We start from the raw sequence: 25313 nt of genomic DNA on the forward strand, positions 1-25313 counted from the left end.
AACGCTGGGAGACAGCATGGCATCACATACCGTGTCCATCGTTGGCAGCGGCCATACCAAGTTCGGCCGGCTCGACGCACTGACTCTGGAAGACCTCATCGTGTCCGCCACGCGCGAGGCACTCGCCGATGCGAAAATCGACGCATCGGAGATAGACGCTGTGTATCTCGGGCACTTCAATTCCGGCATGGTGCCTGACGGCTTCGCATCGTCGCTGGTTCACCAGGCATCGCCCGATCTGCGCTTCAAGCCGGCCACCCGGTGTGAAAACGCTTGTGCTTCGGGCGCGGCGGCGCTGTTTGCCGGCATGGCCGCCATACAAGCCGGGCAGGCTGAAGTCGTGTTGGTTGTCGGGGCCGAGAAAATGACCTCAAACAGCACCGAAGATGTCACCCGCGCCCTGGCTGGGGCAGGCTACCAAAACAGCGAGCAAGAACGGGCTCTTAGCTTTCCCCAGGTATTTGCCATTGCGGCGCAGGCCTATACCGAGCGCTATCAAGACCCCATGTCGGCCATGGCCGCCATTGCCTCCAAAAACCACCATAATGCGCTCGCCAATCCACTGGCGCACATGCACCGGGCCTTGAGCGTAGAAGCGTGTAATACGGTTTCCGACAAAAACCCGATGATCGCGCCTCCCCTGCGGTTGTCGGACTGCTCCCTGATTACCGATGGCGCGGCAGCCGTTGTATTGGTCAGTGCCGCCCGGGCAAAGCAGTTTCAAAAAGAGGTCGCCATACGGGCCACTGCCCACGTCAGCGATCTTCTCCCCATGTCGGCGCGCGACTTTCTGGCTTTCGAAGGCCCCCAGAAGGCCATGGCGCAAGCCTTGCAGCAGGCGGGAATCACGACCGCTGATCTCGACTTCGCCGAAGTGCACGACTGCTTTACGATCGCCGAGCTATTGATCTATGAGGCTTTGGGGCTGGCTCCCAAAGGCCAAGGCCACCGCGTGCTGGATGACGGCACGGTCATGCGCGGCGGCGCCTTGCCGGTCAATCTTTCTGGCGGGCTCAAGGCCAAGGGCCACCCGGTGGGTGCCACCGGCGTTTCGATGCATGCCATATCGTTCCGTCAGTTAACCGGCCAGGCTGGCGAGATGCAGATCGACGCACCCGAGTTGGGTCTGGTCTTTAACATGGGCGGCACCGGCGTGGCTAACTATGCCAGCGTTCTTCAGGCAAAAAGGGCGTAGTCGGGCATGAATATCGCACAGTGGTTGTACGCGCGGGCGCAGCTCACGCCCGATGCGCCGGCCTTGCTTCAGGGCAACACCTTGATGGCAGATTACGGCCAGTTTGCTGCCCAGGCCTGTTCCGTGGGGCAAAGCTTGCGGCACGATCATGGCATCGAACCCGGTGACCGCATTGCGCTTTACATGCCAAATCGTATCGAGCAGTTGGTGCTGATGTACGCCGCATGGTGGGTCGGGGCGGTCGTTGTGCCCATCAATTACAAGTTGCATGCCAAAGAGGCCGCATGGATCGCCGATAACGCAGAGGCCTCGCTGGTGTTCAGCGACGATGGCCAGTCGCTGCGTGAGGTCAGCTTACCGCAAGGCTGTCGCGAGTTCGGTGTCGATACGCCCGACTACACGGCCATGCTTGACGGCAGCCATGCCGTGGCCGCGCCCATCCCATTAGCCACCGACACGCTGGCCTGGCTGTTCTATACGTCGGGCACGACGGGGCGCCCGAAAGGCGTCATGCTGACGCACGACAATCTGATCGCCATGTCGCTGTGCTATGCGGTCGATGTGGCCGAGGCCAGCCAACATGACGCCGTCTTTTATGCGGCGCCCATGTCGCATGGCGCTGGCCTGTACAACTTTATTTTCGTACGCGTGGGCGCGCGACATGTGGTGCCTGCAACACGTGGCTTTGACTGTGCCGAGATCCTCGATCTGGCCAAGCAACTGGGTGAGGTGTCGATGTTTGCCGCACCCACCATGGTCAAGCGTCTGGTCGCGGCCGTCAAAGCCAGTGGGTCGGACGGTGCCGGCATTAAATCCATCATATGCGGCGGCGCGCCCATGTATGCGGCCGATTTCATCCAGGCGCTCGATGCCCTGGGCCCGAAGTTCGCACAAATCTACGGGCAGGGCGAAAGCCCCATGACGATTTCCGCCATGCGCGGCGAACTGATCGGCGATCGAGAGCATCCGCAATGGGGTGCGCGTATCGCGTCTGTGGGCACGGCGCAATCGTGCATCGAGCTGCGTATTGTTGATGAAGACCTGCGCGATGCTCCGCTGGGCACCCATGGTGAAGTGCTGGTGCGAGGGCGCACCGTGATGCAAGGATACTGGCGCAACAGCCAAGCAACGCAAGAAACGCTGGTCGATGGCTGGCTGCGTACGGGTGATATCGGTTACCTCAATGAAGCTGGCTTTCTCACGCTGACCGACCGCTCCAAAGATGTGATTATTTCCGGCGGCACCAATATCTACCCGCGTGAAGTCGAAGAAGTGCTTTCCCGCCACCCTGACGTCTTCGAGGTGGCGGTGGTGGGCAGCCCGCATCCTGAATGGGGCGAGGAAGTCGTGGCATTTGTGGTTAGCCGAAAGGGTGTCTCTGTAGACGCTGCCACCCTTGAGGCCTGGTGTCGGGCCGAAATCGCTTCGTTCAAAAAGCCAAAACGCTACGTGTTCTGCCAAGACCTGCCCAAGAACAGCTACGGAAAAATATTGAAGACCGCATTGCGAGAGGCGGCCAACCAGTCTGTATGAACGTGCGCAGTCTTGCGCGTGTTCTGGTTTGTAGGTTTATGAGAAGAACGGAGGAGCAAACATGAAACGACGTGAATTTATAAGATCTGCGGGCATCATCACAGGCGCGGCAGCGATCGGAGGTTTTCCTTTTATCGCGTCCGCAAAAGACAAAATTTCATTCAAGTTCGATAGTTATATTTCCGAAACGGCAGGGCCTTCAGGCCTAGATCAATGGTTTTTGACCGAGCTTGAAAAACGGTCGAACGGGGTCGTGAACGTACGTCGTTACTGGGCGGCATCGCTGAACAAAGTAGGCGAACACCTGTCCGCCGTGCGCGATAAAACATCCGAGATGTCACTGATTTCTCCGGGATATTATCAAGCCGATCTGCCGGTCACGCGCGGGCTGGAATGGTATTACAAGATGCAGCGTGCCGATGCCTTGCAGTTGGTGTGCCGCGATGTCTACGAGCAATTTCAACCGTTGCGCGACGAGTGGGAAAAGCGCCATCGCGCCAAGGTCATGTATTGGACCAACTGGAATTACGCGCCCTTTATTACCCGCAAGCCCATTAATTCGCTAGACGACATCAAGGGCCTGCGTATACGCGGTTACGGTGTTGCCACGGACGTCATTGAACGCCTGGGCGGAACCGCAGTGCCCATGGCCGCCCCAGAGGTCTATACCGCGCTTGAACGCGGTGTGTTGGACGGTGTTTACGGCTTTGATTTCATTACTGCCGTGGCTTACAAGCTGCACGAAATCGCGCCGCACTTTACCGACATCGGCGATGGTCCGCATGGGCCTTCGGCCACCGTGATCAACACGGAGGTATGGAACGGTTTCCCGCCGGAAATCCAGGCATTGTGCAACGACATCGTGGCAGAAATCTACGCCGGAAAATACACCGAAATCATGAGTGGCCTGAACCAGAAGTATGTAGACAAGGCTCAAAAAGAAGGTGTCAAGTTCAGCCGACTTTCTGACGAACAGAAAAAGGCCGCAACCCAAATCGTGCAGCCGGCGCAGGTCAAGAAGTGGGAAACAGAAGTCGCCAAGCCCGCGGGGATAGACGGCGCGCAAATGCAAAAACTGGTGGACGCGGCCATAGCCAAATACGATCCCTCTGGAACCTTGAAACGGCCGTCTGAACTGGCGCTGGGCGTTTAACAGCGGTATTCCCAACGTGACACAACGATTGCGTCCGCCAGGGCGCAATCCTCCGATACCGGAGTCATCATGAAGCGCCTCGAAAGTCTGTTCAATACCCTGTCCAATTGGTTCGGGATCGTTGCTTTGGCATGTCTGCTGTTTCTCATGTTTGGCACGACGCTGGATGTTGTCGTGCGTGGCCTGACAGGCCGTCCCATATCGGGTGTCTTCGAAATGGCAGAGCTCAGCATGGTGCTGCTTGTTTTCATGGGGCTAGGCTGGACCAAACGCGACAACGCGCACATCCGTGTGACGATTTTGCTTGAGAAAATGCCCCACAAACTACGCCGTGTTTTCGAGAGCGTCGCATGGGGTACAGCCGCGCTGCTGCTCTTGCTGCTTGCCATTCCGTCCAGCATGGATGCCGTGCATTCGTTTGCAATCCGTGAGTTTCGCTGGGGTTATATCGAATTCCCCATCTGGTGGGCCAAAATTGCACTTGCCCTAGGCTTGTGGTTTGCCTTTCTACAAATGGCGCTCCAGTGCTTGCAGACCGCCGTCACCGGCGAGCTACCAGACATCGACGATGGTGTTTCACCAGGTAAAGCCTTGCACTAAGCATGCGCTCATCATCTCCACCAACATAATAGATAACGAGCCTCGGCGAGCATCGGGGCAGCGAGACACGCCATGGACTTGATTTCCGCCACCACTCTGGCGATCTGCCTGATATTCGGGCTGATGTTGATAGGCACACCGGTGTTTGCGGCGCTAGGCATCGCCGGCGTGGCCGGCATCGTCATGATCGAGAATCTCGATTTTGTGTTGAACCGGCTTAAATCATTCTCGTACCACCAGTCAGCCTCTTATTTGTTGACGGTTATCCCGCTCTTCATACTGATGGGTGCTTTCGCACACCATGCCGGCATTGGCCAAAGGCTTTTCGGCGTGGCGCGCAAGTGGGTGGGGCACTGGCCGGGTGGCCTTGCCATGGCTAGCGTACTGACCAGCGCCGGGTTTGCAGCGACCTCGGGGTCCAGCGTTGCCACCGCAGCAACCGTAGGTTCTGTCGCCATCCCAGAAATGAAAAAAGCCGGCTATGATCCGCGTCTGTCTGCTGGCGCTGTGGCCGCCGGGGGTGTACTAGGGGTGCTGATCCCACCCAGCGTATTACTCATTTTCTATGCTGCGCTCACCGAAGTATCGGCGGGCAAGATGCTGGTGGCCGGGATCATTCCGGGCATTTTGACCACCCTGGTTTTCATGTTGGGCATATGGGTCATTAGCGTCAGGCTGAAGTCGCCTCAGGACGCCACACCCATCGCCAACTGGCGAGAGCGCTTTGCATCGCTCAGCGATGCCTGGCAGGTCATCGTGTTGTTCCTCGTCGTGCTTGGCGGTATTTACCTGGGTTTTATGACGCCTACCGAGGCGGGCGCAGTCGGGGCTTTCGTCGCCTTCTTGATGCTGTGCTTTTCGAAGCAGGGGCGGCCCAACCTGAAGCGCAATCTTTACGAGAGCTGCCGCTCTTCGATCACCACGACCGTCATGATCCTGATGACGATGATAGGCGCGGGCATTTTCAGCTATTTTCTTAGCCTCGCGCAGATCCCGCAAATGATCGCCAGCAGTGTGGTCGACTCCAGCTTTCCGCCGATGTTGATCATTGGTCTGCTGCTGCTCATTTATTTTCCGCTGGGCATGTTCCTGGACGCGTTCTCCATGCTGGTCATTACGCTGCCCATCATGTTTCCGACCGTCGTCTCGCTAGGATACGATCCGATCTGGTTCGGTATTCTTGCCGTGAAAATGTGCGAGATCGGCCTGATCACACCGCCGGTGGGCCTGAACGTCTATGTGATCGCAGGCATAGATCGCCAGACACCGCTAACCCAGATATTTCGTGGCGCGTGGTGGTTTGTCATCATGGAAATCATCACGACGCTGCTGCTATTTTTCATACCCGTGCTGGTGACGTGGCTGCCTGAGAATATGCTGGGGAAATAATTAGTCTTTGGCGGTGATGGCGTTTCGCCTTCGATCGCGCTGGTTTGGACGATATCTTCGGTTAATGCGGCTAGGCTGGCTTCGTCGCGCAGTGCTATACCCACGTCTGCCAGACGGCTGAGTAGCAGGCCTTGAGCGCGGCTAACCGCGATCAAGGGTTCTGCCCAGGCGACGAGGTTGTATTGCCAGTCAGATCGATGCGGCGATTGCCAGAGATATTCGCCGCGTTTCATGCGGTGATCGTGTGGTGTTTTGTCTTGTTGTCAAGTTTTGATACAAGGGCGCTGTTTCAATTACCTAGGCGAAAGAAAACGCCCTGCTGGTGAAGCTTCTCCACGACAGCCCGCATTAAAGCTTTCTTTCACACTTTTGATTCATATTAAACAATGCTTTAATATGATGATCCGACATGAAAGCGAACTTTAGAATGAATCGGATCACAGGTACATACGCGACTTCCACCACGCTAGGCGAAACGGTGCGCGCCTTCGTGCCGCATCCGCTACCGCCCGTCGATCCTCCTTTGAGAACGCCATCCTTTACCGAGTTGAATCGACAAGCGGAATTGGCGCTGGCTAGGTTGTCTGGCGTGTCTGGGCTCGTGCCGTCAGTGGATTGGCTGCTTTATAGTGCTGTACGAAAGGAGGCCTTGCTGACATCACAACTGGAAGGTACGCAGGCCACCCTGATGGATCTGTTTGATGAGGAAGCGGGCTTCAACGTCAGCAACACTGATGACGTAGCTGAGGTCACCAACTATTTGCAGGCCTTTCGGTTGGTACAGGGGCAACTGCGTGATCCGAAGGGGCTCCCCATCAGTGTGCGCCTCCTGTGCGATGCGCATCGATTGCTGCTTGGTGGTGTACGCGGCGCGGGTAAGCAGCCCGGAGAGCTGAGACAATCGCAGAATTGGATTGGTGGCACTCGGCCCGGTAATGCTGTCTTTGTGCCTCCGCCGCCGGAGCGTGTGCCAGAATTGTTGTCAAATCTCGAGCGGTTTATCCATGACGAATTGAGTGACCTTCCTCCCTTGGTCAAGGTTGCACTGGTTCACGCGCAGTTCGAGACTATCCATCCATTTCTGGACGGCAATGGGCGCATCGGCCGCCTGCTGATCGCGGCGTTGTTGGAGCACTGGAAGCTGCTCCCTGAACCGTTGATGTATCTTAGTGGTTACCTGAAGCGCTACCAAATCGAGTACTACCGACGTCTGTCGGTCATTCGTACCGAGGGTGACTGGGAAGCATGGGTGTCGTTCTTTCTCGAAGGCGTTGCAGTGGCGGCGGCGGAAGCTGAGCAAAGTATCATCGCGATTGCTAGCCTGGTCGCTGCCGACCGGCGCAAGCTGCTCCAATCGCCCAAGTCCAGTCCCGCCAGCTACCGGCTATTCGAACAACTGCCTATGATGCCGCGTTTTTCCGTGGAGCGTGCCCGTCAGCAACTCGACACTACGTTTCCAACGGCGAACTCAGCGGTGCGGGTATTGGAGCACTTGGGCATTGTGGTTGAAGTGACTGGTCAGAAGAAAAACCGCAGCTATAGCTATCAAGCCTACGTGGATTTTCTGGCACAGTGATAATGAGCGGCTTTCCGTGTCCTAATCCTAAAACAAAAAAGCCGCAGTCTCATTTTGAACGGATGACCTCACCCTCGAAATTCTACAACCCTATGTCTACTCGAAGGGGGAGCTTACGGTGTCGAGGTCTTCCATGCAGTTAGCCTAAGTCAAACTAAATGGCAACTGGCGTAGAGGCTTGCCGGTCAGACTGGTTATGGCATTGGCAAAGGCTGGTGCCAATGGCGGCAAACCCGGCTCGCCGATACCCGTCGGTGGTTCTGCGCTAGGCACGACGTGGATGGCGAATGTCGGTACGTCGGTGATGCGTGCCACGGTGAAGTCGCCAAAATTGTTTTGTTCGACCACGCCATCCTTGAGCGTAATGGCCGAGCCTGGCAGACACATGGACATGCCCATGATCGCCGCGCCTTGCACTTGCGCTTCCAGAGTACGTGGATTGACTGCGAGGTTGCAATGTACGCCGGCTGTGACCGTATGCAGTACGGGTCGGCCATCTTGTACCGACGCTTCCACGACATATGCAACAACCGAGCTGAATGATTCATGTACGGCGACGCCCCAGGCACGTCCTTCAGCGAGTTTCTGTTTGCCATAACCACTCTTGTCTACCGCCAATTGCAACGCTGCTTTGTGGCGTGTGTTCTTATCGCCAAAGAGTTGCATTCGGTAAGCTACCGGATCTTGTTCGGTACTGCGTGCGATTTCGTCGATCAAGGTCTCCATCACAAATGCGGTGTGTGTGGAACCTACGCTGCGCCACCACAATACCGGTACGTTGAGCTGTGGATGATGCACCGTCAGGCGCATCGGTACATCGTAAGGATCGCGCATGCCTTCCGTGGCTGTGCCATCGATCCCGTCCTTGACCTGAAACTGCTCGAACACCGAGCCGGCAGTGATGGACTGACCTACTAAGACATGGTCCCAGGCCAGCACTTTACCGCGCTCGTCAAACCCTATGCGTGCGTGGTGCAAGTGCATAGGACGGTAGTAGCCGCCGTGCATATCATCCTCGCGACTCCAGAGCGTACGCACCGGCACATCCAAACCGGCAGACCGCGCGGCCTTAGCGATTTCGCACGCCTCGACTACGAAGTCGCTACCGCTGGAAAAGCGTCGGCCGAAACCACCGCCTGCCATTTGTACATGCACATCAACTTGTTCCGGCTTGAGGCCCAATGCGCGTGCGGCTGCCGCCCCGTCCAAACCTGGGCATTGCGAGCCGGTCCACACTTCAGCGCGTCCATCCGAAAGTTTGACTGTGCAATTAAGCGGCTCCATCGCTGCATGTGCGAGATAGGGAAATATGTACTCGGCTTCAATTTTTTTAGGGGCGCTCTCCAACGACGTCATCTCGGCGTCGAATTTTTTCGGGCCGGGCTGAGTGACTAATGCGCGATACTGAGCGAGTTGCTTTTCGCTATCCACTTTTTCGACGGTGGCCGTGTTCCATTCTACCTTCAACGCATCGCGTCCCTGCTTGGCAGGCCAGTAACCATCTGCGATCACGGCCACGCCTTCGCCGTCATGATCCAGCGGTATACGGAATACCGCCTTCACGCCTTTCACGGAGCGTGCAGCACTATCATCTAGCGACGCCAGACGGGAGCCGAATACTGGTGGACGTGCTACGACGGCTGTCAGTTGATTAGGTAGATGGACATCAATGCCGAACTGTTGTTTGCCACTGCTTTTGGCATACGCATCCAGGCGCGTGGTAGGACGACCGATGATGCGAAAATCTTTTGGATTTTTCAGCGTGATTTTTTCAGGGACTGGAACACGCATTGCCGCTTCCGTCAACTGACCGTAACTGAGTTCTCGTCCTCCTGGTTCTACTACGAAACCCGCTTGCGTACGCAGCGTCGACACATCTACATTCCAACGTGCCGCAGCGGCACTCATTAACATTGCGCGGGCACGGGCGCCCAGTTCGCGATATTGCGTAAAACTGTTTTTTACAGCAGTGGAGCCACCGGTCAGGTGTATGCCAAAAAGCGGATCTACATAAGCGGGATCATTCGAGCCGTGCTTGCTGCGAACCAGATTCCAATCCGCGTCCAGCTCTTCCGCCAAAATCATAGGCAGTGCGGTCTGCACACCTTGACCAAACTCTAACCGATTGACGGCGACCGTAACTTCACCATTAGGCGCAATATGTAAAAACGCTGAAGGCTGTTGAGTCGGTTTCAGCGCAGTATCTGCAGTTTGACTCATCGCAAGGTGAGGAAAGGCGCCGAGAGCCAGGCCGACAGTGCCCGTCAGCTTAAAAAATTGGCGCCGTGAAAATGTGCCGGCTTTTTCAGGTTGATCGCGGTTCATCAAATGCTGCAGCGCACGCGGCATTTCGCTGTAATCGATATTGGGCAACATGGCGTTTCCTTCAGGCGATAGCTTTGGCAGCATCAGCTACTGCAGCGCGTATGCGAACGTAGGTACCACAGCGGCAAATATTGCCAGCCATAGCGGAATCGATCTCGGCGATGCTAGGTTGTTTGCCGCGCGGCAGTGACTTGAGAAAGGCGGTCGCACTCATGATTTGGCCGCTCTGACAGTAACCACACTGGGCTACATCATGCTTGACCCAGGATTCATGCACCGCCGCACCAACTCGGTCGCTGCCATTGGTAGCGGACTCGATTGTGGTGATCTTGGTACCTGCTACGGAAGATACCGGCGTAATACATGATCGAATCGCTGCGCCATCCATGTGAACGGTGCAGGCGCCACATAAAGCAGCCCCGCAACCGAATTTGGTGCCGGTAAGTTGCAGGGTGTCGCGCAAGACCCATAGCAGTGGCGTGTCGTCAGCGACATCCACTTGAACGTTTTTGCCGTTGAGATTAAGTGTGACCATGAAAGCCTCCGATGGTGAACAGGAAAATGTTGATCCTCTTAGGTCTATGTCGCCGATACTATTTTTGCTTTATTCGATGGATGCATTGTGACCGCTATGCTGTCATTAACGCTTGCCTGATCCGATGTGCTTATTGCCCAATTTGATGAGTCGTCATCGAAACTGCTAAACAACCCGCACCGCTGGTGCTAGGCTACGTTTTAGAATTAATTCTTGTGCAATGACTTGAGATCGAGGGACAAAATGCAGACAACGGATAGCGATATGCTTGCCAGATTGGTCGGCGATATTGCCCGAACCGATGGCGAGCATAGCGTGCAGATTCCTGCGCTGATGATGTACCGGTGCAGTGCTGTTACCGATCCCATGCCTTGTATTTATTACGGTTTGGGGCTCGCAATGACGGTGCAAGGATGCAAGCGCGTCACATTGAGTGATGAGATTTTTAGCTATGGGCCAGGGCAGTCACTCGTTACGTCACTGGATCTGCCTGTGGTGTCATATGTCACGTCTGCCAGTTCTGCGGAACCTTATCTGGGGCTACGTCTGGAGCTGGATGCTCGCGCTATTGCACAATTGGCTGCCGAGATGGATTTTTCTTCACCGCTTCAAACCGTGCCATCGCGGGCTTTATCCATCGTGACTTTGGAAGAAGGCCTGTTGGATGCGCTGATCCGTCTGGTTCGCTTATTGGAAGAGCCGCAGCTTATTCCTCTGGTTGCGCCGCTGATTCAACAAGAGATCATTGTTCGCCTGTTAGGTGGGGAACACGGTCCATCGCTCAGACATCTGGTTGCAGTGGGTTCCCCAAGCCAGCAGGTTGCCAAAGTTATCGCCTGGCTGAAGCAGCACTATACGGAAAATATTGCGATGGATGATTTGGCCATCAAAGCGCATATGAGTCCTTCCACCTTCCGTCAACATTTTCGGGTGGTGACAGGTATGAGTCCCTTGCAGTACTTAAAAAACTTGCGCTTGCAGGATGCCCGACAACTGATGCTTAACGAAGATATTGATGCGGGTAGCGCAGCATTGCGAGTAGGGTACGAGAGTGCATCTCAGTTCAGCCGTGAATACACTCGTTTGTTTGGCGCCCCGCCTCTAAGAGATATTAAACGCGTACGATTGGCTTCTTTATAAACGCAGCAGCCTTTATCAACATTCGCTTCACGCACTACACGTTGTATCGAGTTCAACTCGGCGTAGATTGGAAACGTGCGTGGACGATGCCGTGCTACTAGGCTTGTCGCCGCGCAATCGCAAGGTAGAAACTGAGCCCAAGCATGGTCAGGCCAGATATCCGCGTTAACAACCTGGAACGTGTCGCACGGGCGGAATTTGACTGAAGCAATTGGTCTGCGGCGAAGACTGCCGCGACGTCGACCAGAGTGTTAAGTACAACGCAGATGGTTCCCAACAGCACTAATTGCGGAATGATTGGTTCATTTGGAGCCGCGAATTGTGGAAGAAAAGCCAGGAAGAATAGAGCTGTTTTAACGTTCAGGGCCTCAACAACAATTCCTTCAAGTAGCGCACGACGTGTTCCTTGGGTTGTGAGCGACACTGAGGTAAACGATGGCTGGCTGCTGCGCATCAGCAGGCGAATGCCTAGGTAGGCCAGATAGGCGGCGCCAACATACTTGACCACGTTGAATGCCATCGCGGATTGTGCGATTACCACCGATAGGCCGACCGCTGCGGCGAATACGTGGACCAATCCGCCAAGGCCCGTGCCCAAGCACGACGCCAAACCTTCTGATCGGCCGCCGGCAACCGTTCGAGCTACGACATATGCAATGCCAGGACCCGGTGTGATGGCTAGGATGATGGCCGCAAGCAAGAACGGAATCAGCAGCATGGTTTGCGTGCCTCAGTTGTTTGCGGGCTTTGTGCGAGCCAGCGGATGTGCAATGCCACCATCGCCATAAGTCTCGAGAACTTGAGCTATGACAATCTGATAGCCATCGAGCCAACGGGCTTGTTTCCGCTTGGCTGCGAGATGGGCGGGATGATTGATCAACTGTTCAAGCGCTTCCCGTGTTTCCCAGTAGTACACGTTCGAGATGAGCCCCGTCGTGGGGTCCTCCCAATTTTCTTCACCCAGGTAGCCGGAAATGGATTTCGCGGTCTGGGCGATCACACTATCCAAAGCATGGAACTCTTCGTCGTAATCGCGCTTGGCAAAAGTAAATGTGGATGTGTACATATTTTTCTCAACGTGATCTCAGTGCCGGGGTGTGTCGATGACGACTTACTCGGCGGCGCGCATGGATGCCGCCAGCTCACGGCTTCCCCGCACATCGAGCGCCTCTGCCGCGCCCAGGCGATCGCGGGCTTCTTTGTTCTGGCTGAGTTTGATTTTGCCCACCAACGACGTGATGGAAATTTCGATACCTACAATATTGCGCAACATGCTGTCGATGAAATCAGGCGGCGAGTCGGTCATCTTCCAGGGCTGAGGTTCGGCCGCTTCATGCCGGCGTGTCAGGCGAGCAACGATGCCGCGCACGAAACGCTCATCGTCGCGTATGGTCAGGAGGCCGTGCGCATGCACAACTTCATAGTTCCAGGTGGGCACCTGGCGGTGCGCCTCATGCTTGCTGGGGTACCAATTGGGTGAGATGTACGCCTGGGCTCCGCGAAAAACGACCATTACTGGTGTCCCGGTGGGACAACGCTGCCATACGGGATTCGCGCGGGCCACGTGGGCCGAGAGTAAGCCGTGCGGCCCCTGGTCAGGATCGATTTCGAACGGAAGGTGATTGGCGTCCAGTCCATCAGGCCCGTGCGTAACCAGCACGCCCAAGGGGTGTTCGCGGATGACGCGATGCATGACGTCGGGCCGAGTTTCGGCAAAGTGCTCGGGAATGTACATGGCTAATGACAATAGAGGGCAAAGGCGCAAGCGCCAGACATGATGACTATCGCGCAAAACAGGCACAATTAAAAGATCCAGTTTTGATCATTTAATATGAACCAGATTCGATCGCAATCCGGCCGCAGTCCGGGCCCGACCGGGGCGGGACGCCGCATCTATGATCTGCTGCGCGCACAAATTGCCGATGGCACGCTTTCCCAAGGAGGTCGAATGCCTTCCACACGGGCGCTGGCCATCGAACTCGGTGTTTCGCGCACTACCATCACTGCTGCCTACGAACAACTGGTTGCCGAGGGGTTTCTGGTGACGTCCATGGGGCGTGCTGCGCGGGTAGCGGCCCCCCTTGCGGCATCGGCTCCGCCGACTTCACACAACACGTCGCGCAACCGGCCGCCGCCGCTTTTATCGGAATTCGGCCGCTGCGTTGCGGGGCTGACCCTGCCAGGGCTCCCGCCCGTGGAGCCCGTTGCAATTGATTTTCGCTACGGTGCGGTAGCGTCACGCGACTTTCCCTCCCTAGCCTGGCGGCGCGCGTACCAGGCCGAGATGCTGCACCAGCCGCGCAGCATCTGCTATATCGCACCGGAAGGCGACGATGCGCTGCGGCGTGCCGTCCAGGGCTATCTGGCGCGGGCCCGCGGGCTGTCTTGCGACGCGGGACAGGTCGTGGTGGTGCACGGTTCGCAACAGGCCATCGACTTGTGCGCGCGGCTGCTGCTGGGCCCCGAGGACACCTTCGTTTTCGAGGACCCTGGTTATCTGATGGCCAGGCGCTGCTTCGAGGCAACGGGTGCCCGGCTGCTGGCCACACCGGTGGACGAACATGGCCTGAACACTGCGCACTTGCCCACGGATAGCCGGGTCCGGCTGGCCTATGTGACACCGTCGCACCAGTTCCCGCTGGGTGGGGTGTTGCCCGTGGGCCGGCGGATGGAGTTGCTGCAGTGGGCGCAAAGGCGCCAGGCTTGGATCGTCGAAGACGATTACGACGGCGAATTCCGATACGGCCAACGCCCGATCGACGCGCTGCGGTCTATCGATGTGGATGACCGGGTCATCTACATTGGGACTTTCTCGAAAACGCTGTCGCCGCAGCTTCGGCTTGGCTATTTGGTTTTGCCTGCCGATCTGGTGTCGGTTTTCCGGCAGACCAAGCAATTGGCCGACCGCCATGCGCCCGTGCTGGATCAGCGCGTGCTGGCATCGCTGATCGATAGCGGTGTCTACGAGCGCCATGTGCGGCGCGTGCGGCGTGAAAACGAGCAACGCCGCGCGGTGCTGCTCGACGCTGTCGCGCGGCATCTGGGCGCCAATGCCTGCATCACGGGCACGGCCGCGGGCTTGCATGCGGTGTTGTGGTTGCTTGGCTTGCGTTCGGAAGATGAGCCTGCGTTGGTGGCGGCTTGCCGTGGCGAAGATGTGGGGGTCTATCCTGTGTCGCCGTTGTTTGCCAAACCGTCGTCGGGGCCAGGTACCCGGCCAGCGGGAATGATCATGGGATACGCCGGGCTGACACAGCAGGAGATCGAGCGAGGTATCCGTATTCTTGCGGCGGTTGTGGGCCGGTGGCATAGCTAGACGAGCTTGCCGAGCCTAGTGTCCGCGCAGGTTTTCGCCGAATGTGCATCGCAAACCCACAAGTCAAAGTGAAAAAGCAGCCGTCCAACGTCGTCGTAAAGCGTGACTGTGAAAGTGAGCTATAGCGAAAAACTAATAGGGTCGAAATTCTACAACCCTATGTCTACTCGAAGGGGGAGCTTACGCATACGAGGCATCCAGCGTTCAATTCGTGGATTCTTACGCTTTGCGTAGGAATCCATCTCGGAAATTGGTCTTTCGTTGCGCATTCCCGAATGAGACACTTCTCCGCACAATGAGAATGACGGAGACAAATGATGGGGAATGCTGCTTTATGTGTGCTATCTCATGCCACTCGCGCCTTTGTGCGCTGCGTGGGTATGCTGGCCATCGGCCTGGGGATGACAGCGCCTAGCCTGGCCCAGGATTATCCAGCCGGACGCCCTATCAAGTTGGTGGTGCCTTGGCCAGTGGGCGGTGTCACTGATGCGGCCAGCCGCATTCTGGCCACGCGGTTGAGCAAGCAACTAGACACGACGATCATCGTGGAAAACCGGAGCGGTGCGAATGGCCGGATTGGCACAGACTACGCTGCGTCCGCGACTGCAGATGGCTACACGCTGTTCGTTGCCAGTGCGGAAACCCACGCTATTAATCCTCACGTCTATTCGGATTTGTCTTACGACCCGATAAAGGCGTTTACGGCAGTGGCCCCGTTTGCCGTGAATCCGTTTGCCTTGGTTTCTCGTGCTGATTTACGGGCCGGTACGCTGCAAGACGTGATCGCGCTGGCGAAGGCTCGGCCGGGTGAGTTGACCTTTGCATCGTGGGGCGTCGGCAGCACGTCGCAGATCGGTATGGAAATGCTAAAGGGGCAATACCAGTTGCAGATGCTGCATGTGCCGTTTCAGGGCGAGGCACCCGCCGTGAATGCCCTGATGGCGGGTCAGGTGGACTTGATGGTGTTGCCTGCTGCGCGCGCCAAGGCACTGAGCGCCGATGGAAAGATCAAGGTTTATTCCATGATGACTCGTGACCGGTTTTTCGTGTTGCCAGATACACCAGGGATGAATGACTTGGGTATCCAGGGCATCAACGTTGTGAACTGGTTCGCCGTCGTGGCACCGGCCAAGACGCCGCAATCTGTCGTACAGCGTGTGGCGGCTGCTATCAATGCCATTACTCAATCGCCGGATGCGGTCGCGAATTTCCGGGCGTTGGGGGTGGATGTGCATCCGCCGATGAGCCCTGGCGAACTGCAGCAGTTTATTGAGTCAGATACGGTACGTTGGGGGGATGTGATCTCGAACGCCAATATCAAACTGGACGGCTGAGCGTCGTCCCAATCATTCAGGTTGTTGTTGCGAGCTGGGCGTGTTCGATGTGTCGGGCACGTCAGGCGTAGCCGTGCAGAGCCGCTCGCGATTTCGATTCACTGTCACAACATCAAACCCAAAGAGGATTCGTTTTGAATGCTATTTATCTCGTCCTGGACATGCAGAATGATCTCATCAATCCCGCAGCGGGAGTCCCGCTGAGCCCCCTTGCGCAGCAGGCTCGTAGCCGAGACATCGTCGCTCGGACTGCTGACGCCATAGGCGCGGCACGCGGGGCAGGTATCGCCATCGGGTTTGTGCGGGTCGGGTTTTCCAGCGACTACCATGAGTGCCCGAAAGACTCACCGATATTCTCCGGAGCGCCGGCTGCTGGCTTATTCCGATTGGGAGCACGAGGGGCAGAACTGCATCCGGACCTGGGGGCGCGCGATACGGATGTGCACGTCATCAAGCATCGTGTCAGCCCGTTTTATGCGACGACGCTGATGGCGCAAATTCGGGCGATGCGTATCGAGCGCATCTATTGTTCGGGCGTGTCTACCCAGGCTGTGGTGCAAGCCACCGTGCGCGATGCACATGATCGTGATTTTGATGTTGTCTTGCTCGAAGACTGTTGCGCCGCGCATTCGGCAGAGGAGCACGCAAACTCCATCCAGTCATTGAGCAGGTTTTGTCGTGTCGTGAATTCCAGAGATGACGTTTTTGGAGCGACAGCATGATCCTGGCGGGGGAAGTTGCATTGGTCACTGGTGCGGCACAGGGACTAGGGCGCGCCATCGCACTGGCCTATGCGCAGGCAGGGTGTCGAGTCATGGTCGCGGATATCAACGAGGCCGGTGCACGAGAGGTCGCCGCTGAAATTCAGGCGGGTGGTGGCGAGGCAGAGGCGACATTGCTGGATGTGGTGGATGCCTATAGTGGCCAGGCGGCGGTGCAAGCCACGCTGCAGCAATTCAATTCGCTCAGTGTGCTGGTGAATTGCGCGGTCTTTGCGAAATACGGCCCGTTGGATGAGATTGAGTCCGCGGTCATTGATCGCATGCTTTCTGTGGGTCTAAAAGGGCCGCTGCTGTTGAGTCAGAGCGTGGCAGAGCCGATGCGGCGGGCAGGGCGGGGCGTCATTATCAATATTTCGTCGGTCGTGGCGCTGACCGGCGTCGCTTATAGCAGTGCCTATGCCTCGCTAAAAGGTGGGCTAGATGCGATGACGCGAGCGCTGGCGGTGGAGCTCGGACCGATGGGTATCCGGGTGAATTCCTTGGCGCCGTCGGCTATCCCGTCTGCCATGTCGAATGCCAATCTCGATGACGCCGGATGGGAAGAGCGGCGCCGCCGCACCGCACTGGGTCGTATCGGCACGCAGGACGACGTGTCCGCTGCGGCCTTGTTTCTGGCCTCCCCAGCGGCGGCTTTTATGACCGGGGTGGTGTTACCGATTGACGGCGGGTTCAGTATCGCCGGCATGGTGCCTGGCGTGGATCTGGCGGCGGTCGGTCGCACGCGTGATTGAGATTTTTGGTTTGGCGTGATGACCTTTCGGTCAGTACCAGGGGAAAGACAAATGATTGAAACTCATGATTTTGATGTGGTCGTTCTAGGGCATGGCATTGCCGGGCTCTCGGCCGCTGTCGCCGCCATGGAGGCGGGGGCGAGAGTGGCGGTACTCGAGCGCGCTAGCGAGGCAGAAAGTGGCGGCTGCACACGGTATACGGAAGCCTTTCTGCGACTCAAAAGTGAAACGGAGTTGTCGGACGATTTCGATGAGGCGATGGCTGAAGTCGCCAGTGCTAATCCCGATCCAGGGTTGATCGCCGAGATGGATAGCGCATCGGATACCTGGGGCAATGTGGTGCGATCGATGTCCGTGACCGATACGGATTACTTGGCGACCCTGTCGCGCGAGGCCGTTCCGACGATTCAGTGGATAAAGGGACACGGCGTGCGCTTCATCCCGACGATGCTGCCGCAAATCACGCTTGCGTCCATGCCGATGATCACGCCCAGCGGTGGTGGGGCCGCAATGCTCGAGGCGTTGGGTAATGTGGCGCGTGACGGCGGTGTCGCGTTCTTTTACGAAACAACGGGACGTCGCTTGATCGAAACGGCGGGTGTGATCTCCGGTCTGCATGCGGTCGGTCGGGGCAACAGTCCCATCGATTTTCTGGCCAAGGCCGTGGTACTGGCCAGCGGGGGGTTCGAGGGGTCGCCGGAGATGCTGGCCCGCTATGTCGGCCCAGGGGCTGCGGGTATCCGTCCTGTCGCCCGCGGGGCGCATTACAACCGTGGCGAAGGCATACGCATGGCATTTGAGGTGGGGGCGTCGCCTGCTGGTGATTTCGGCGCGTATCACTCGACTCCCGTAGACGAGCGATCCGCGCGCGCGGAGGCCAAGGTGTTGATTTTTCCGTTTGGTATTGTGGTGAATCGACTGGGGACGCGCTTTTGCGACGAAGGCAGCGGGGCGGACTACAACAATTATGATCGGATCTGCTGGGCGATACAGAAGCAGCCCAATAGCGTCGGCTATGCCATTCTGGATGCAAAGATCAACGATGTGCCGAACTATGTCCGGGCGGTGCTGAGCGATGTGCCGCCCATACAGGCGGACAGTCTGCATGACTTGGCGCGTAAGCTCGATGTGCCCGTCGGCGTGTTGGAACAGACGGTGCAGGCGTTTAATAAGGGATGCCCGGTAGGGCAGCTTGCGTCATTCGTGCCGTCCAAAGCGGATGGGTTATCGACGGTGGGTGTCATGCCAGCCAAGAGTAACTGGGCCCGCCCCATTGATACCCCGCCGTTCATCGCGTATCCGTTGATTCCCTCGGGCATCATTACCTTTGGTGGCGTCAAGACCAACGCTAGTGCGCAGGTGCTTAATAGCGATGGTGATGTCATTCCGAACTTGTACGCTGCGGGCGCGATGACAGGTGTCTATTATCGGCGTTACCCGGCGGCGACCTCGGTGTTGCGGGGGGCGACGTTTGGCCGCATTGCAGGCGCGCACGCCGCGAAACGGGTCAGTTCGCCAGTGCAGGTCTGAGTCGAGCGGCTGTGTTCGGTTTAGGTGTTTTCACTGAATAGTGGCGTTATCATGCCCGGCATGGACCTCTTCGGCGCGATTCGTACCTTTGTCACCATAGTGGAGGCCGGGGGACTGGCCCCGGCGGCGGAGCGATTGCAGATATCGGCCGCCGCCGTCAGTCGCCATTTGGCGTTGCTCGAAAATCATCTCGAGGCGCGACTGCTGGATCGCACCACTCGTCGTCATCGACTGACCGAGATTGGAGAAATGTGTTTCGAGCGGTTCTCACGTATTCTGGCCGAGCTCGAGCAAACGGCGCAGTTGGCGACTGCCGGTACGACCGAGGCAAAAGGTGTCCTGCGTGTGGCATCGACCATGCATTTCTGGACATGGCGCGTCGCGCACGTGCTGCCCGATTTCATGCGCAAACATCCCAAGCTGGATGTACAAGTCAATTTGAGCGAGCGGCTGGTCGATTTGGTCGAGGAAAACTACGACGTCGCGCTGCAGTTTCATCCCCCCGTCAGTCAGTCCGTCATCGGACGAAAAATCACGACCTTGCATCGCGTGGTTTGCGCCTCGCCAGAATATCTGCGCGTGCAGGGTGTGCCGCAAACAATAGACGAGTTGGCCAGTCGCGAATGTCTGCTGTACGCCAGTCGAGATGAGTTGGTGGAATGGCGTTTCCGTACCGCCGAGGGCGAGCGCAGCGTACGGGTGTCGGGACGTTTGCGCTCCACCGATGCCAACACGCTACGGCTGGCTGGTATGGCCGGTATCGGCATTATCCGATCGCCGCTGTTCGTCGTAGAGAAAGATCTGGCCGCTGGTCGACTACAGAGGATTCTGCCGCACGTCGAATCCGTCGATCCGGATTTATTGGCAGTTTTCCCGAGCCGCCGCCATCTGCCCGCAAAAGTGCGGGTGTTTGTCGATTTTCTCTGTGATCGCTTTGGGCGAGGCGTGGGCGATCTAGGGCGTTGATACTGCAGGTGAAGGCTTTGGACTCTTAAACGTCAAACTTGAAGCAAGCCGTGGCGCAATGTATATCGCTACGGGTCCCGCTCGTACTAAGGTAAAACCCGAATTGCCGACCTTAGGATTGTTCAACAATAATTGTTCAACAATTTTAAGAGGAGACAGTAATGACATCGACTGCACAAGCAGCTAAGTGTTTCGGGCGTAGCGCTGGTACGCGCACGACGGCAAAAATATTCTTGAGATTGGCTTTGTCCATGGTGGCGATGGTCAGCATGCAATCGCTACAAGCGCAGACCACGGTAAAAGAGGGCGTCCTGACGGTGGGTACGGACCTTACTTATCCCCCTTATGCCTATTTCGAAGACAAAGTGCCGGCGGGCTTTGACCCTGATTTCAGCCGCCTGATGGCCAAGAAGCTCGGGCTGAAGGCCAATATCCTCGATACCCGATTTGCTGATCTTGTCCTGGGTTTGCGAGCCAACCGCTTTGATATGGTCGCGTCGGCCCTGTATGTCACCCCTGAGCGGGCTAAACAGATCGACTATGTGCCGTACTTGAAAACGGGCTCGTCATTAATCGTTTTGAACACCAGCAAGAACAGCCCCGCCGTTCCCGCGGATTTGTGCGGCATGAAGGTCAGTACGATCAAGGCTGCATCCTGGACGCCCAAGCTGACCGCCGTATCGGAATCCACTTGTAAGGAAGCTGGCAAACAGCCCATACGGATCATGGAATTCCCCACATCGCCTGAAGCCTTGCTGGCACTGAAGTCGGGCGCGGCGGACGTCATGATGGAGGACGCGGCGGTAGCGCATCAGATGGTCACCAACATGAAGGACGATATCAAGGTCACTTCCAAAGGGCTTATTTACCCTATCGTCATCGGCCTGGGCGTCAACAAGGATAAGCCCGAGCTGCGCGACGCGCTCAGCAAGGCTCTGGCGGATGCTCGCGATAGCGGCGAGTACGAGGCCTTGCTGAAAAAATATGGTCTTGACGCGCCGACCGAGCAGGAAATCAAGGATTCCCTGACACCCAAGAAGTAGGTTGCCACACGAAGTCGCGTTAAAGGGAACTCATGGATTTCGATTGGACTTATACCTACAGCCTACTGTGGGATTCCGATTTCTGGCGCGCTTGCTGGACAGTTGCCCAGCTTAGCATCAGCGCCTGGTTGATTGCCGGGGCGGTAGGGTTCGTGCTGGCCTTGGCCAAACAATCACGGATAGCGCCGCTTAACTGGCCGGCTCGCATCTATATCTGGTTCTTCCGCAGCTTGCCGCTGTTGGTGCTCCTGGTATTTGTCTATAACCTGCCACAGGTATTTCCAGCGTCCAGCATCGTCTTGGCCAGCCCGTTCTACGCTGGGCTGATTGCCCTGGTGTTAAGCGAAACTGCCTACATGGCCGAAATCCACCGAGGCGGGATATTGTCTGTACCGAAAGGGCAATATGAGGCGGGCAAGGCGTTGGGGATCCGTTATAGCGGCATACAGCGGCTGATCGTCATTCCACAGGCCATACGCATCGCACTGCCTACCCTGAGCAATGAGTTCGTCACCATCGTCAAGCTGACATCGTTGGTGTCGGTGATTTCGTTGACGGAGATTTTGTTGGTCGGCCAGCGGCTGTATACGCAAAACTTTCTGATATTCGAAACCATGCTGGCCGTGGCTTTCTATTACGTCCTTGTTGTGACCTTGTTTGATAAGGCATTGATCCGCCTGGAGTCCTTTCTGGATGTCACCCAGCGTAAAGCACGACCCTTTGTCCTGAGCGATGCGGATCGCAAGGAGGTCCAAGCGCTGCGGGAAAGTGCGATTGAGGCCCGCGAACAGCGACGCCAGCAAGTCAGCGACACGCCGGTATTGCAGGTGCGGGGCATCAACAAGCACTACGCAAGCCATCATGCCCTACAGAATATCGACCTGACGGTACGGCAAGGCGACGTCATATCTATTATCGGCCCATCGGGCTCTGGCAAGACCTCGCTGATACGCGCTCTGAACGGGCTGGAGACCATAGATACGGGCAGTGTGCTGGTCAATGGGCGGCACTTTCTGGGCGAACACAGCGAAGAGTGTGAGAAATCCGCCGCCGACCAGATTCTGGACATTGGGATGGTGTTCCAAAGCTTTAATCTGTTCCCGCACAAGACCGCGCTGGAGAACGTGATGCTGGCACCCACCTATCATAGGCGCGGAAGCACAAGATCGCGTCGCATTCTGGCACTGTCCCAGTTGTACAAGGTGGGCCTGATAGAGCATGCCAACAAGTATCCGCATCAGTTGTCCGGTGGTCAGCAGCAAAGGGTGGCCATTGCCCGCGCGCTGGCGATGAAGCCCTCCATCATGTTGTTCGACGAGCCCACGTCTGCGCTTGATCCGGAGCTGGTCAGTGAAGTGCTGAAGGTGCTGGAGCAACTGGCCTCCGAAGGCATGACCATGCTGATTGTGACTCACGAAATGCAATTCGCTTTCTCTGTATCGAATCGCGTCATCTTCATGAAAGACGGTGCAATTGCGTACGATTCCACACCCGAAGCCTTGCGCAATACGGAGGATCCACGGGTAAAGGACTTTCTCCATCAGGTGATGCATTGAGTGCGCGACATGACACAGCTTGCTTGTTCGGATTCATACTTGGCGCAATGCGTCGCGCGTACTCGGCAGCATCGGGAAGCCGCTGCGCTGGCATTGACCCATGTGGATATGGCTGGTGCCTGGGCTCAAGCCGCGACGCTGGCCGAGCGACTGAGCGCGGGTGAAAAGCCAGGCCCCCTGGCCGGATTAACCTGCACTATCAAGGCGTGTTTTGACGTCAAGGGTTGGACGACACACGCTGGCTCCGCCGCCTTGCTGGCTGCGCCGCCTGCACAAGAGGACGCGACCCTGGTGTCGCGGTTGCGCCAGAGCGGCGCGCTGATTTTTGCGCAAACGAACATGACCGAGTTCGCCTATGGCGCACTGGGCGTGAACACGCACTTTGGCACGCCCCGCACACCGCTGTGCGTGGATGACGAGCACGTGGCGGGCGGGTCTAGCTCGGGGGCCGCGGTGTCGGTTGCGCTGGGCTTTGCTGATCTTGCGTTGTGCTCGGACACCAGCGGGTCGGCACGGATACCCGCCGCCTTTTGTGGTGTTGTCGGCATGATGCCTACCGCCGGCCATTTTGATACGCAAGGTATGTTAGGCCTGTCACCGTCCTTCGACGTGCCGGGGGTCATCGCAAGGTCGGTTTCTGTCTGCACCCGCGCGTACGAAGCACTGCGCAACAAGCCGCACGAATGTACCGCTGGCGTGGATCCGATTCCAGAACGCGCCGAGCTTCTTTCATTATGCGTACCAGAGTGGGTGTTCCACGCCGACGTCGATTCGGACGTGCTCGAGCTCTTTCATTGCGCTATCGAGCGTTTGCGGGCGCAAGGCATCAAGGTGTCGCGCCGCGAAGTTGCAGCCATTGCCGACGTCGGTGCAATCTCTGCCGAGGGAGGTCTGATTGCAGCCGACGCTTACGCTTTGCATCGGGACTTGCTTGTCCTGTACGGGGATCATTACGAGCCGCTCGTGAGACGGCGCATCGAGGCCGGTGCGCAGGTGCCCGCATGGAAATACGGTGAGGCGCAGCGCGTGCTGGCGCTGCGCGCCATGCAGTACGAAGCAGCGTTGCAGGAGTTTGATGCCATGCTGACGCCGACAAGCCCGATATTTCCGCCGCGGTTATCGACCTTGCAGGATGAAGGCCAATATCTTGCGCTTAACAAAAAATCCTTTGCATTCACAGAAATTGCCAACCGTTTGGGCAAGCCCAGCATCAGCATACCGCTGGGTGATCTGTCCGATAGGCCGGCAGCCTTGTTGCTAACCGGTAAGGCCGGCCAAGATGCGTCCTTGCTCGGGGTGGCGAGTTTATTAGAGCGGACCCTGAGTCCACATCACACAGAAGGTGTCATCAATGATAGTCATTAATGCGGACGGTTTGCGCGGCACGCCGAGAGAGGCCAGTGGCCCCGGCTGGCATAGCGCCAGGCTGATCGTCAAGGGCGACGGCATGGGTTATTCCGTGCACGAGACCACCGTTGCAGAGGGCGCTGAGCTGCATTTGGAATACAAGCAGCATTTCGAGACCAACTATTGCTTTGCTGGCGAAGGCGAGGTCGAGGACGTGGCCACAGGCGAAGTCCATCTCATCAGGCCCGGTACCGTGTACGCCCTGAATCTTCACGACAAGCACGTGCTGCGCGCCACAAAGGGTGACTTGCGTCTGGTCTGCGTCTTTAATCCGCCATTGGTCGGAAGCGAGACGCACGATGCCGACGGCAGTTACGAATTGGGCTGAGTTTTCTACAAAGGACTGGAAATGGGTAATTATCCTGCCGCTTATCAGGCTGGCGAAGGTTCCACGCTGGACGTGGACAGGGCGTTTTACAATCGTGTCGTGCGCGACAAAAGCGCGCGCAAATTGGTTGACTCGTTCACGGTACCCATACGCAGCGGCAGGGCATGGGAAGTCCCGAAGGGCCATTTGTTTCGCATCGTCACCATCGAGGGCCCGCAAGTGGCTGACCTGAATATCTGGAACCGACACGACCCGCGCGAGCGCATGTGGGCCTCGCGCACGCGCCAGTTGCAAAGCGCGCACGTTAGTACCCACGATCGGCTCTGGTCCAACCTGCCGTTCCTGCGGCCGCTGGTCACGATCACCGACGACTCGCTGGCCGATTATGGTACTGACAGCGACGGTGGCCGCGTTCATGACCTGTTGGGTACGCGTTGTGACCCCTATGTCAATAAATTGCTGACAGGGGAGGACTTTCATTTTCATTGTCATTCGAATCTGACACGTGCCGTGATTCCCTACGGACTGACGGAATTCGACGTGCACGACGTGCTCAATGTCTTCCAGTGCACCGGCCTGAACGACAATGATCAGTATTTCATGAAAGCCTGCCCGGCCCAGAAGGGTGATTATCTGGAGTTCTTCGCTGAAATCGACCTGCTGTGCGCGCTGTCCACCTGCCCAGGAGGCGATTTGTCGGTACCCTTATGGGGCCCGGATGCTCGGGACCCCATCGATGTCTGTAGGCCGCTCGGCGTGGAGGTGTACGAGTTGGACGCCTCTGTGCTGGGGGGATGGGAGTCGCCCCAGGTTTCTGGATACAAGGGGCATCATGGCATGCACCCGGGGCGCGTGAAGTGGGAGGCACAGTAAT

General features: G+C 57.3%; 24 protein-coding genes and 1 pseudogene. 18 read left to right on the plus strand and 7 right to left on the minus strand.

Annotation, left to right across the window (positions count from 1 at the left end; all coding sequences use genetic code 11):
• Positions 1 to 16: 16 nt before the first annotated feature.
• The 5 genes from ACYVDM_RS21265 (at position 17) to ACYVDM_RS21285 (ending at position 5870) form a co-directional block, all read left to right on the plus strand.
• Entirely contained in the window at positions 17 to 1195 is a 1179-nt protein-coding gene (locus tag ACYVDM_RS21265; protein WP_415788595.1) for an acetyl-CoA acetyltransferase, read from the plus strand.
• A gap of 6 nt (positions 1196 to 1201) precedes the next feature.
• Entirely contained in the window at positions 1202 to 2728 is a 1527-nt protein-coding gene (locus ACYVDM_RS21270) for a class I adenylate-forming enzyme family protein (RefSeq protein ID WP_415788597.1), read from the plus strand.
• Between the two features lie 61 nt (positions 2729 to 2789).
• A complete protein-coding gene (locus ACYVDM_RS21275; protein ID WP_415788599.1) occupies positions 2790 to 3881 on the plus strand; it encodes a C4-dicarboxylate TRAP transporter substrate-binding protein in 1092 nt (363 codons plus the stop codon).
• A gap of 69 nt (positions 3882 to 3950) precedes the next feature.
• Positions 3951 to 4481 (plus strand): TRAP transporter small permease subunit, encoded by a 531-nt coding sequence (locus ACYVDM_RS21280; protein WP_415788602.1) that lies wholly within the window; start codon positions 3951 to 3953, stop codon positions 4479 to 4481.
• Between the two features lie 72 nt (positions 4482 to 4553).
• Complete coding sequence (locus ACYVDM_RS21285) at positions 4554 to 5870, plus strand: TRAP transporter large permease (RefSeq protein ID WP_415788604.1); 1317 nt, start codon at positions 4554 to 4556, stop codon at positions 5868 to 5870.
• A gap of 20 nt (positions 5871 to 5890) precedes the next feature.
• On the opposite strand, the pseudogene ACYVDM_RS21290 reads toward ACYVDM_RS21285, so the two are convergent.
• A pseudogene (locus tag ACYVDM_RS21290) lies at positions 5891 to 6103 on the minus strand (DUF4172 domain-containing protein); the annotation flags it as partial.
• A gap of 194 nt (positions 6104 to 6297) precedes the next feature.
• On the opposite strand from ACYVDM_RS21290, the gene ACYVDM_RS21295 reads away from it, so the two are divergent.
• On the plus strand, positions 6298 to 7446 hold the full coding sequence (locus tag ACYVDM_RS21295; RefSeq protein ID WP_415788606.1) for a Fic family protein: 1149 nt from the start codon (positions 6298 to 6300) through the stop codon (positions 7444 to 7446).
• A gap of 144 nt (positions 7447 to 7590) precedes the next feature.
• Here the strand turns inward: ACYVDM_RS21295 and ACYVDM_RS21300 are convergent, their stop codons facing one another.
• Positions 7591 to 9822, minus strand: coding sequence for a xanthine dehydrogenase family protein molybdopterin-binding subunit (locus ACYVDM_RS21300; RefSeq protein WP_415788608.1), 2232 nt, complete (start codon positions 9820 to 9822; stop codon positions 7591 to 7593).
• A 10-nt stretch (positions 9823 to 9832) separates the two neighbouring features.
• On the minus strand, positions 9833 to 10306 hold the full coding sequence (locus ACYVDM_RS21305; protein WP_415788610.1) for a (2Fe-2S)-binding protein: 474 nt from the start codon (positions 10304 to 10306) through the stop codon (positions 9833 to 9835).
• Positions 10307 to 10570: 264 nt separating this feature from the next.
• On the opposite strand from ACYVDM_RS21305, the gene ACYVDM_RS21310 reads away from it, so the two are divergent.
• Positions 10571 to 11446, plus strand: coding sequence for an AraC family transcriptional regulator (locus ACYVDM_RS21310; protein ID WP_415788612.1), 876 nt, complete (start codon positions 10571 to 10573; stop codon positions 11444 to 11446).
• Positions 11447 to 11543: 97 nt separating this feature from the next.
• Here the strand turns inward: ACYVDM_RS21310 and ACYVDM_RS21315 are convergent, their stop codons facing one another.
• Genes ACYVDM_RS21315 through ACYVDM_RS21325 form a run of 3 tightly spaced genes read right to left on the minus strand, consistent with a single transcriptional unit; the run spans position 11544 to position 13181 of the window.
• Entirely contained in the window at positions 11544 to 12164 is a 621-nt protein-coding gene (locus ACYVDM_RS21315) for a LysE family translocator (protein ID WP_415788614.1), read from the minus strand.
• A gap of 12 nt (positions 12165 to 12176) precedes the next feature.
• Positions 12177 to 12512, minus strand: a complete 336-nt coding sequence (locus ACYVDM_RS21320) for an antibiotic biosynthesis monooxygenase family protein (RefSeq protein WP_415788616.1) — start codon at positions 12510 to 12512, stop codon at positions 12177 to 12179.
• A gap of 45 nt (positions 12513 to 12557) precedes the next feature.
• Positions 12558 to 13181, minus strand: coding sequence for an FMN-binding negative transcriptional regulator (locus ACYVDM_RS21325; protein WP_415788618.1), 624 nt, complete (start codon positions 13179 to 13181; stop codon positions 12558 to 12560).
• Positions 13182 to 13277: 96 nt separating this feature from the next.
• On the opposite strand from ACYVDM_RS21325, the gene pdxR reads away from it, so the two are divergent.
• The 6 genes from pdxR to ACYVDM_RS21355 all read left to right on the plus strand — a co-directional run bounded on the left by pdxR (position 13278) and on the right by ACYVDM_RS21355 (position 20105).
• Positions 13278 to 14762 (plus strand): MocR-like pyridoxine biosynthesis transcription factor PdxR, encoded by a 1485-nt coding sequence (pdxR, locus tag ACYVDM_RS21330; protein WP_415788620.1) that lies wholly within the window; start codon positions 13278 to 13280, stop codon positions 14760 to 14762.
• Positions 14763 to 15076: 314 nt separating this feature from the next.
• Entirely contained in the window at positions 15077 to 16096 is a 1020-nt protein-coding gene (locus ACYVDM_RS21335) for a Bug family tripartite tricarboxylate transporter substrate binding protein (RefSeq protein ID WP_415788622.1), read from the plus strand.
• A gap of 134 nt (positions 16097 to 16230) precedes the next feature.
• On the plus strand, positions 16231 to 16818 hold the full coding sequence (locus ACYVDM_RS21340; protein ID WP_415788624.1) for a cysteine hydrolase family protein: 588 nt from the start codon (positions 16231 to 16233) through the stop codon (positions 16816 to 16818).
• The gene (locus tag ACYVDM_RS21345; protein WP_415788626.1) at positions 16815 to 17609 is read left to right on the plus strand and encodes an SDR family NAD(P)-dependent oxidoreductase; all 795 of its coding nucleotides are present in this window, start codon (positions 16815 to 16817) and stop codon (positions 17607 to 17609) included. The genes ACYVDM_RS21340 and ACYVDM_RS21345 overlap by 4 nt, the downstream gene beginning before the upstream one ends.
• 51 nt (positions 17610 to 17660) lie before the next feature.
• The gene (locus ACYVDM_RS21350) at positions 17661 to 19139 is read left to right on the plus strand and encodes an FAD-dependent oxidoreductase (protein ID WP_415788628.1); all 1479 of its coding nucleotides are present in this window, start codon (positions 17661 to 17663) and stop codon (positions 19137 to 19139) included.
• A 51-nt stretch (positions 19140 to 19190) separates the two neighbouring features.
• Positions 19191 to 20105 carry a LysR family transcriptional regulator gene (locus ACYVDM_RS21355; protein WP_415788630.1) on the plus strand — a complete coding sequence of 305 codons (915 nt, stop codon included), beginning with the start codon at positions 19191 to 19193 and terminating at the stop codon, positions 20103 to 20105.
• Positions 20106 to 20250: 145 nt separating this feature from the next.
• Here ACYVDM_RS21355 and ACYVDM_RS21360 read toward each other — a convergent pair whose 3' ends face one another.
• On the minus strand, positions 20251 to 20376 hold the full coding sequence (locus tag ACYVDM_RS21360) for a hypothetical protein (protein ID WP_460475456.1): 126 nt from the start codon (positions 20374 to 20376) through the stop codon (positions 20251 to 20253).
• Here ACYVDM_RS21360 and ACYVDM_RS21365 point away from each other — a divergent pair.
• From ACYVDM_RS21365 to ACYVDM_RS21385, 5 genes are read left to right on the plus strand one after another with little or no spacing between them, the layout of a single operon-like run.
• A complete protein-coding gene (locus ACYVDM_RS21365; RefSeq protein ID WP_460475458.1) occupies positions 20375 to 21148 on the plus strand; it encodes an ABC transporter substrate-binding protein in 774 nt (257 codons plus the stop codon). The genes ACYVDM_RS21360 and ACYVDM_RS21365 overlap by 2 nt on opposite strands.
• 32 nt (positions 21149 to 21180) lie before the next feature.
• Positions 21181 to 22704, plus strand: a complete 1524-nt coding sequence (locus ACYVDM_RS21370; RefSeq protein ID WP_415788634.1) for an amino acid ABC transporter permease/ATP-binding protein — start codon at positions 21181 to 21183, stop codon at positions 22702 to 22704.
• A gap of 9 nt (positions 22705 to 22713) precedes the next feature.
• On the plus strand, positions 22714 to 24069 hold the full coding sequence (locus tag ACYVDM_RS21375) for an amidase (RefSeq protein WP_460475459.1): 1356 nt from the start codon (positions 22714 to 22716) through the stop codon (positions 24067 to 24069).
• Positions 24056 to 24439: an ectoine synthase gene (locus ACYVDM_RS21380; protein ID WP_415788638.1), complete on the plus strand. Its 384-nt coding sequence runs from the start codon at positions 24056 to 24058 to the stop codon at positions 24437 to 24439. Before ACYVDM_RS21375 ends, ACYVDM_RS21380 begins: the two co-directional genes overlap by 14 nt.
• A gap of 21 nt (positions 24440 to 24460) precedes the next feature.
• Positions 24461 to 25312, plus strand: a complete 852-nt coding sequence (locus ACYVDM_RS21385; protein WP_415788640.1) for an urea carboxylase-associated family protein — start codon at positions 24461 to 24463, stop codon at positions 25310 to 25312.
• Position 25313 lies beyond the last annotated feature (1 nt).

Source organism: Bordetella tumulicola (assembly GCF_054779135.1).

What these genes read in the sequence shown, in the direction of transcription:
- ACYVDM_RS21265 (WP_415788595.1), top strand. Translation starts at nt 17, where the DNA reads ATGGCATCACATACCGTGTCCATCGTTGGCAGCGGCCATACCAAGTTC.
- ACYVDM_RS21270 (WP_415788597.1), top strand. Translation starts at nt 1,202, where the DNA reads ATGAATATCGCACAGTGGTTGTACGCGCGGGCGCAGCTCACGCCCGAT.
- ACYVDM_RS21275 (WP_415788599.1), top strand. Translation starts at nt 2,790, where the DNA reads ATGAAACGACGTGAATTTATAAGATCTGCGGGCATCATCACAGGCGCG.
- ACYVDM_RS21280 (WP_415788602.1), top strand. Translation starts at nt 3,951, where the DNA reads ATGAAGCGCCTCGAAAGTCTGTTCAATACCCTGTCCAATTGGTTCGGG.
- ACYVDM_RS21285 (WP_415788604.1), top strand. Translation starts at nt 4,554, where the DNA reads ATGGACTTGATTTCCGCCACCACTCTGGCGATCTGCCTGATATTCGGG.
- ACYVDM_RS21295 (WP_415788606.1), top strand. Translation starts at nt 6,298, where the DNA reads ATGAATCGGATCACAGGTACATACGCGACTTCCACCACGCTAGGCGAA.
- ACYVDM_RS21300 (WP_415788608.1), bottom strand. Translation starts at nt 9,822, where the DNA reads ATGTTGCCCAATATCGATTACAGCGAAATGCCGCGTGCGCTGCAGCAT.
- ACYVDM_RS21305 (WP_415788610.1), bottom strand. Translation starts at nt 10,306, where the DNA reads ATGGTCACACTTAATCTCAACGGCAAAAACGTTCAAGTGGATGTCGCT.
- ACYVDM_RS21310 (WP_415788612.1), top strand. Translation starts at nt 10,571, where the DNA reads ATGCTTGCCAGATTGGTCGGCGATATTGCCCGAACCGATGGCGAGCAT.
- ACYVDM_RS21315 (WP_415788614.1), bottom strand. Translation starts at nt 12,164, where the DNA reads ATGCTGCTGATTCCGTTCTTGCTTGCGGCCATCATCCTAGCCATCACA.
- ACYVDM_RS21320 (WP_415788616.1), bottom strand. Translation starts at nt 12,512, where the DNA reads ATGTACACATCCACATTTACTTTTGCCAAGCGCGATTACGACGAAGAG.
- ACYVDM_RS21325 (WP_415788618.1), bottom strand. Translation starts at nt 13,181, where the DNA reads ATGTACATTCCCGAGCACTTTGCCGAAACTCGGCCCGACGTCATGCAT.
- pdxR (WP_415788620.1), top strand. Translation starts at nt 13,278, where the DNA reads ATGAACCAGATTCGATCGCAATCCGGCCGCAGTCCGGGCCCGACCGGG.
- ACYVDM_RS21335 (WP_415788622.1), top strand. Translation starts at nt 15,077, where the DNA reads ATGATGGGGAATGCTGCTTTATGTGTGCTATCTCATGCCACTCGCGCC.
- ACYVDM_RS21345 (WP_415788626.1), top strand. Translation starts at nt 16,815, where the DNA reads ATGATCCTGGCGGGGGAAGTTGCATTGGTCACTGGTGCGGCACAGGGA.
- ACYVDM_RS21350 (WP_415788628.1), top strand. Translation starts at nt 17,661, where the DNA reads ATGATTGAAACTCATGATTTTGATGTGGTCGTTCTAGGGCATGGCATT.
- ACYVDM_RS21355 (WP_415788630.1), top strand. Translation starts at nt 19,191, where the DNA reads ATGCCCGGCATGGACCTCTTCGGCGCGATTCGTACCTTTGTCACCATA.
- ACYVDM_RS21365 (WP_460475458.1), top strand. Translation starts at nt 20,375, where the DNA reads ATGCAATCGCTACAAGCGCAGACCACGGTAAAAGAGGGCGTCCTGACG.
- ACYVDM_RS21360 (WP_460475456.1), bottom strand. Translation starts at nt 20,376, where the DNA reads ATGCTGACCATCGCCACCATGGACAAAGCCAATCTCAAGAATATTTTT.
- ACYVDM_RS21370 (WP_415788634.1), top strand. Translation starts at nt 21,181, where the DNA reads ATGGATTTCGATTGGACTTATACCTACAGCCTACTGTGGGATTCCGAT.
- ACYVDM_RS21375 (WP_460475459.1), top strand. Translation starts at nt 22,714, where the DNA reads ATGACACAGCTTGCTTGTTCGGATTCATACTTGGCGCAATGCGTCGCG.
- ACYVDM_RS21380 (WP_415788638.1), top strand. Translation starts at nt 24,056, where the DNA reads ATGATAGTCATTAATGCGGACGGTTTGCGCGGCACGCCGAGAGAGGCC.
- ACYVDM_RS21385 (WP_415788640.1), top strand. Translation starts at nt 24,461, where the DNA reads ATGGGTAATTATCCTGCCGCTTATCAGGCTGGCGAAGGTTCCACGCTG.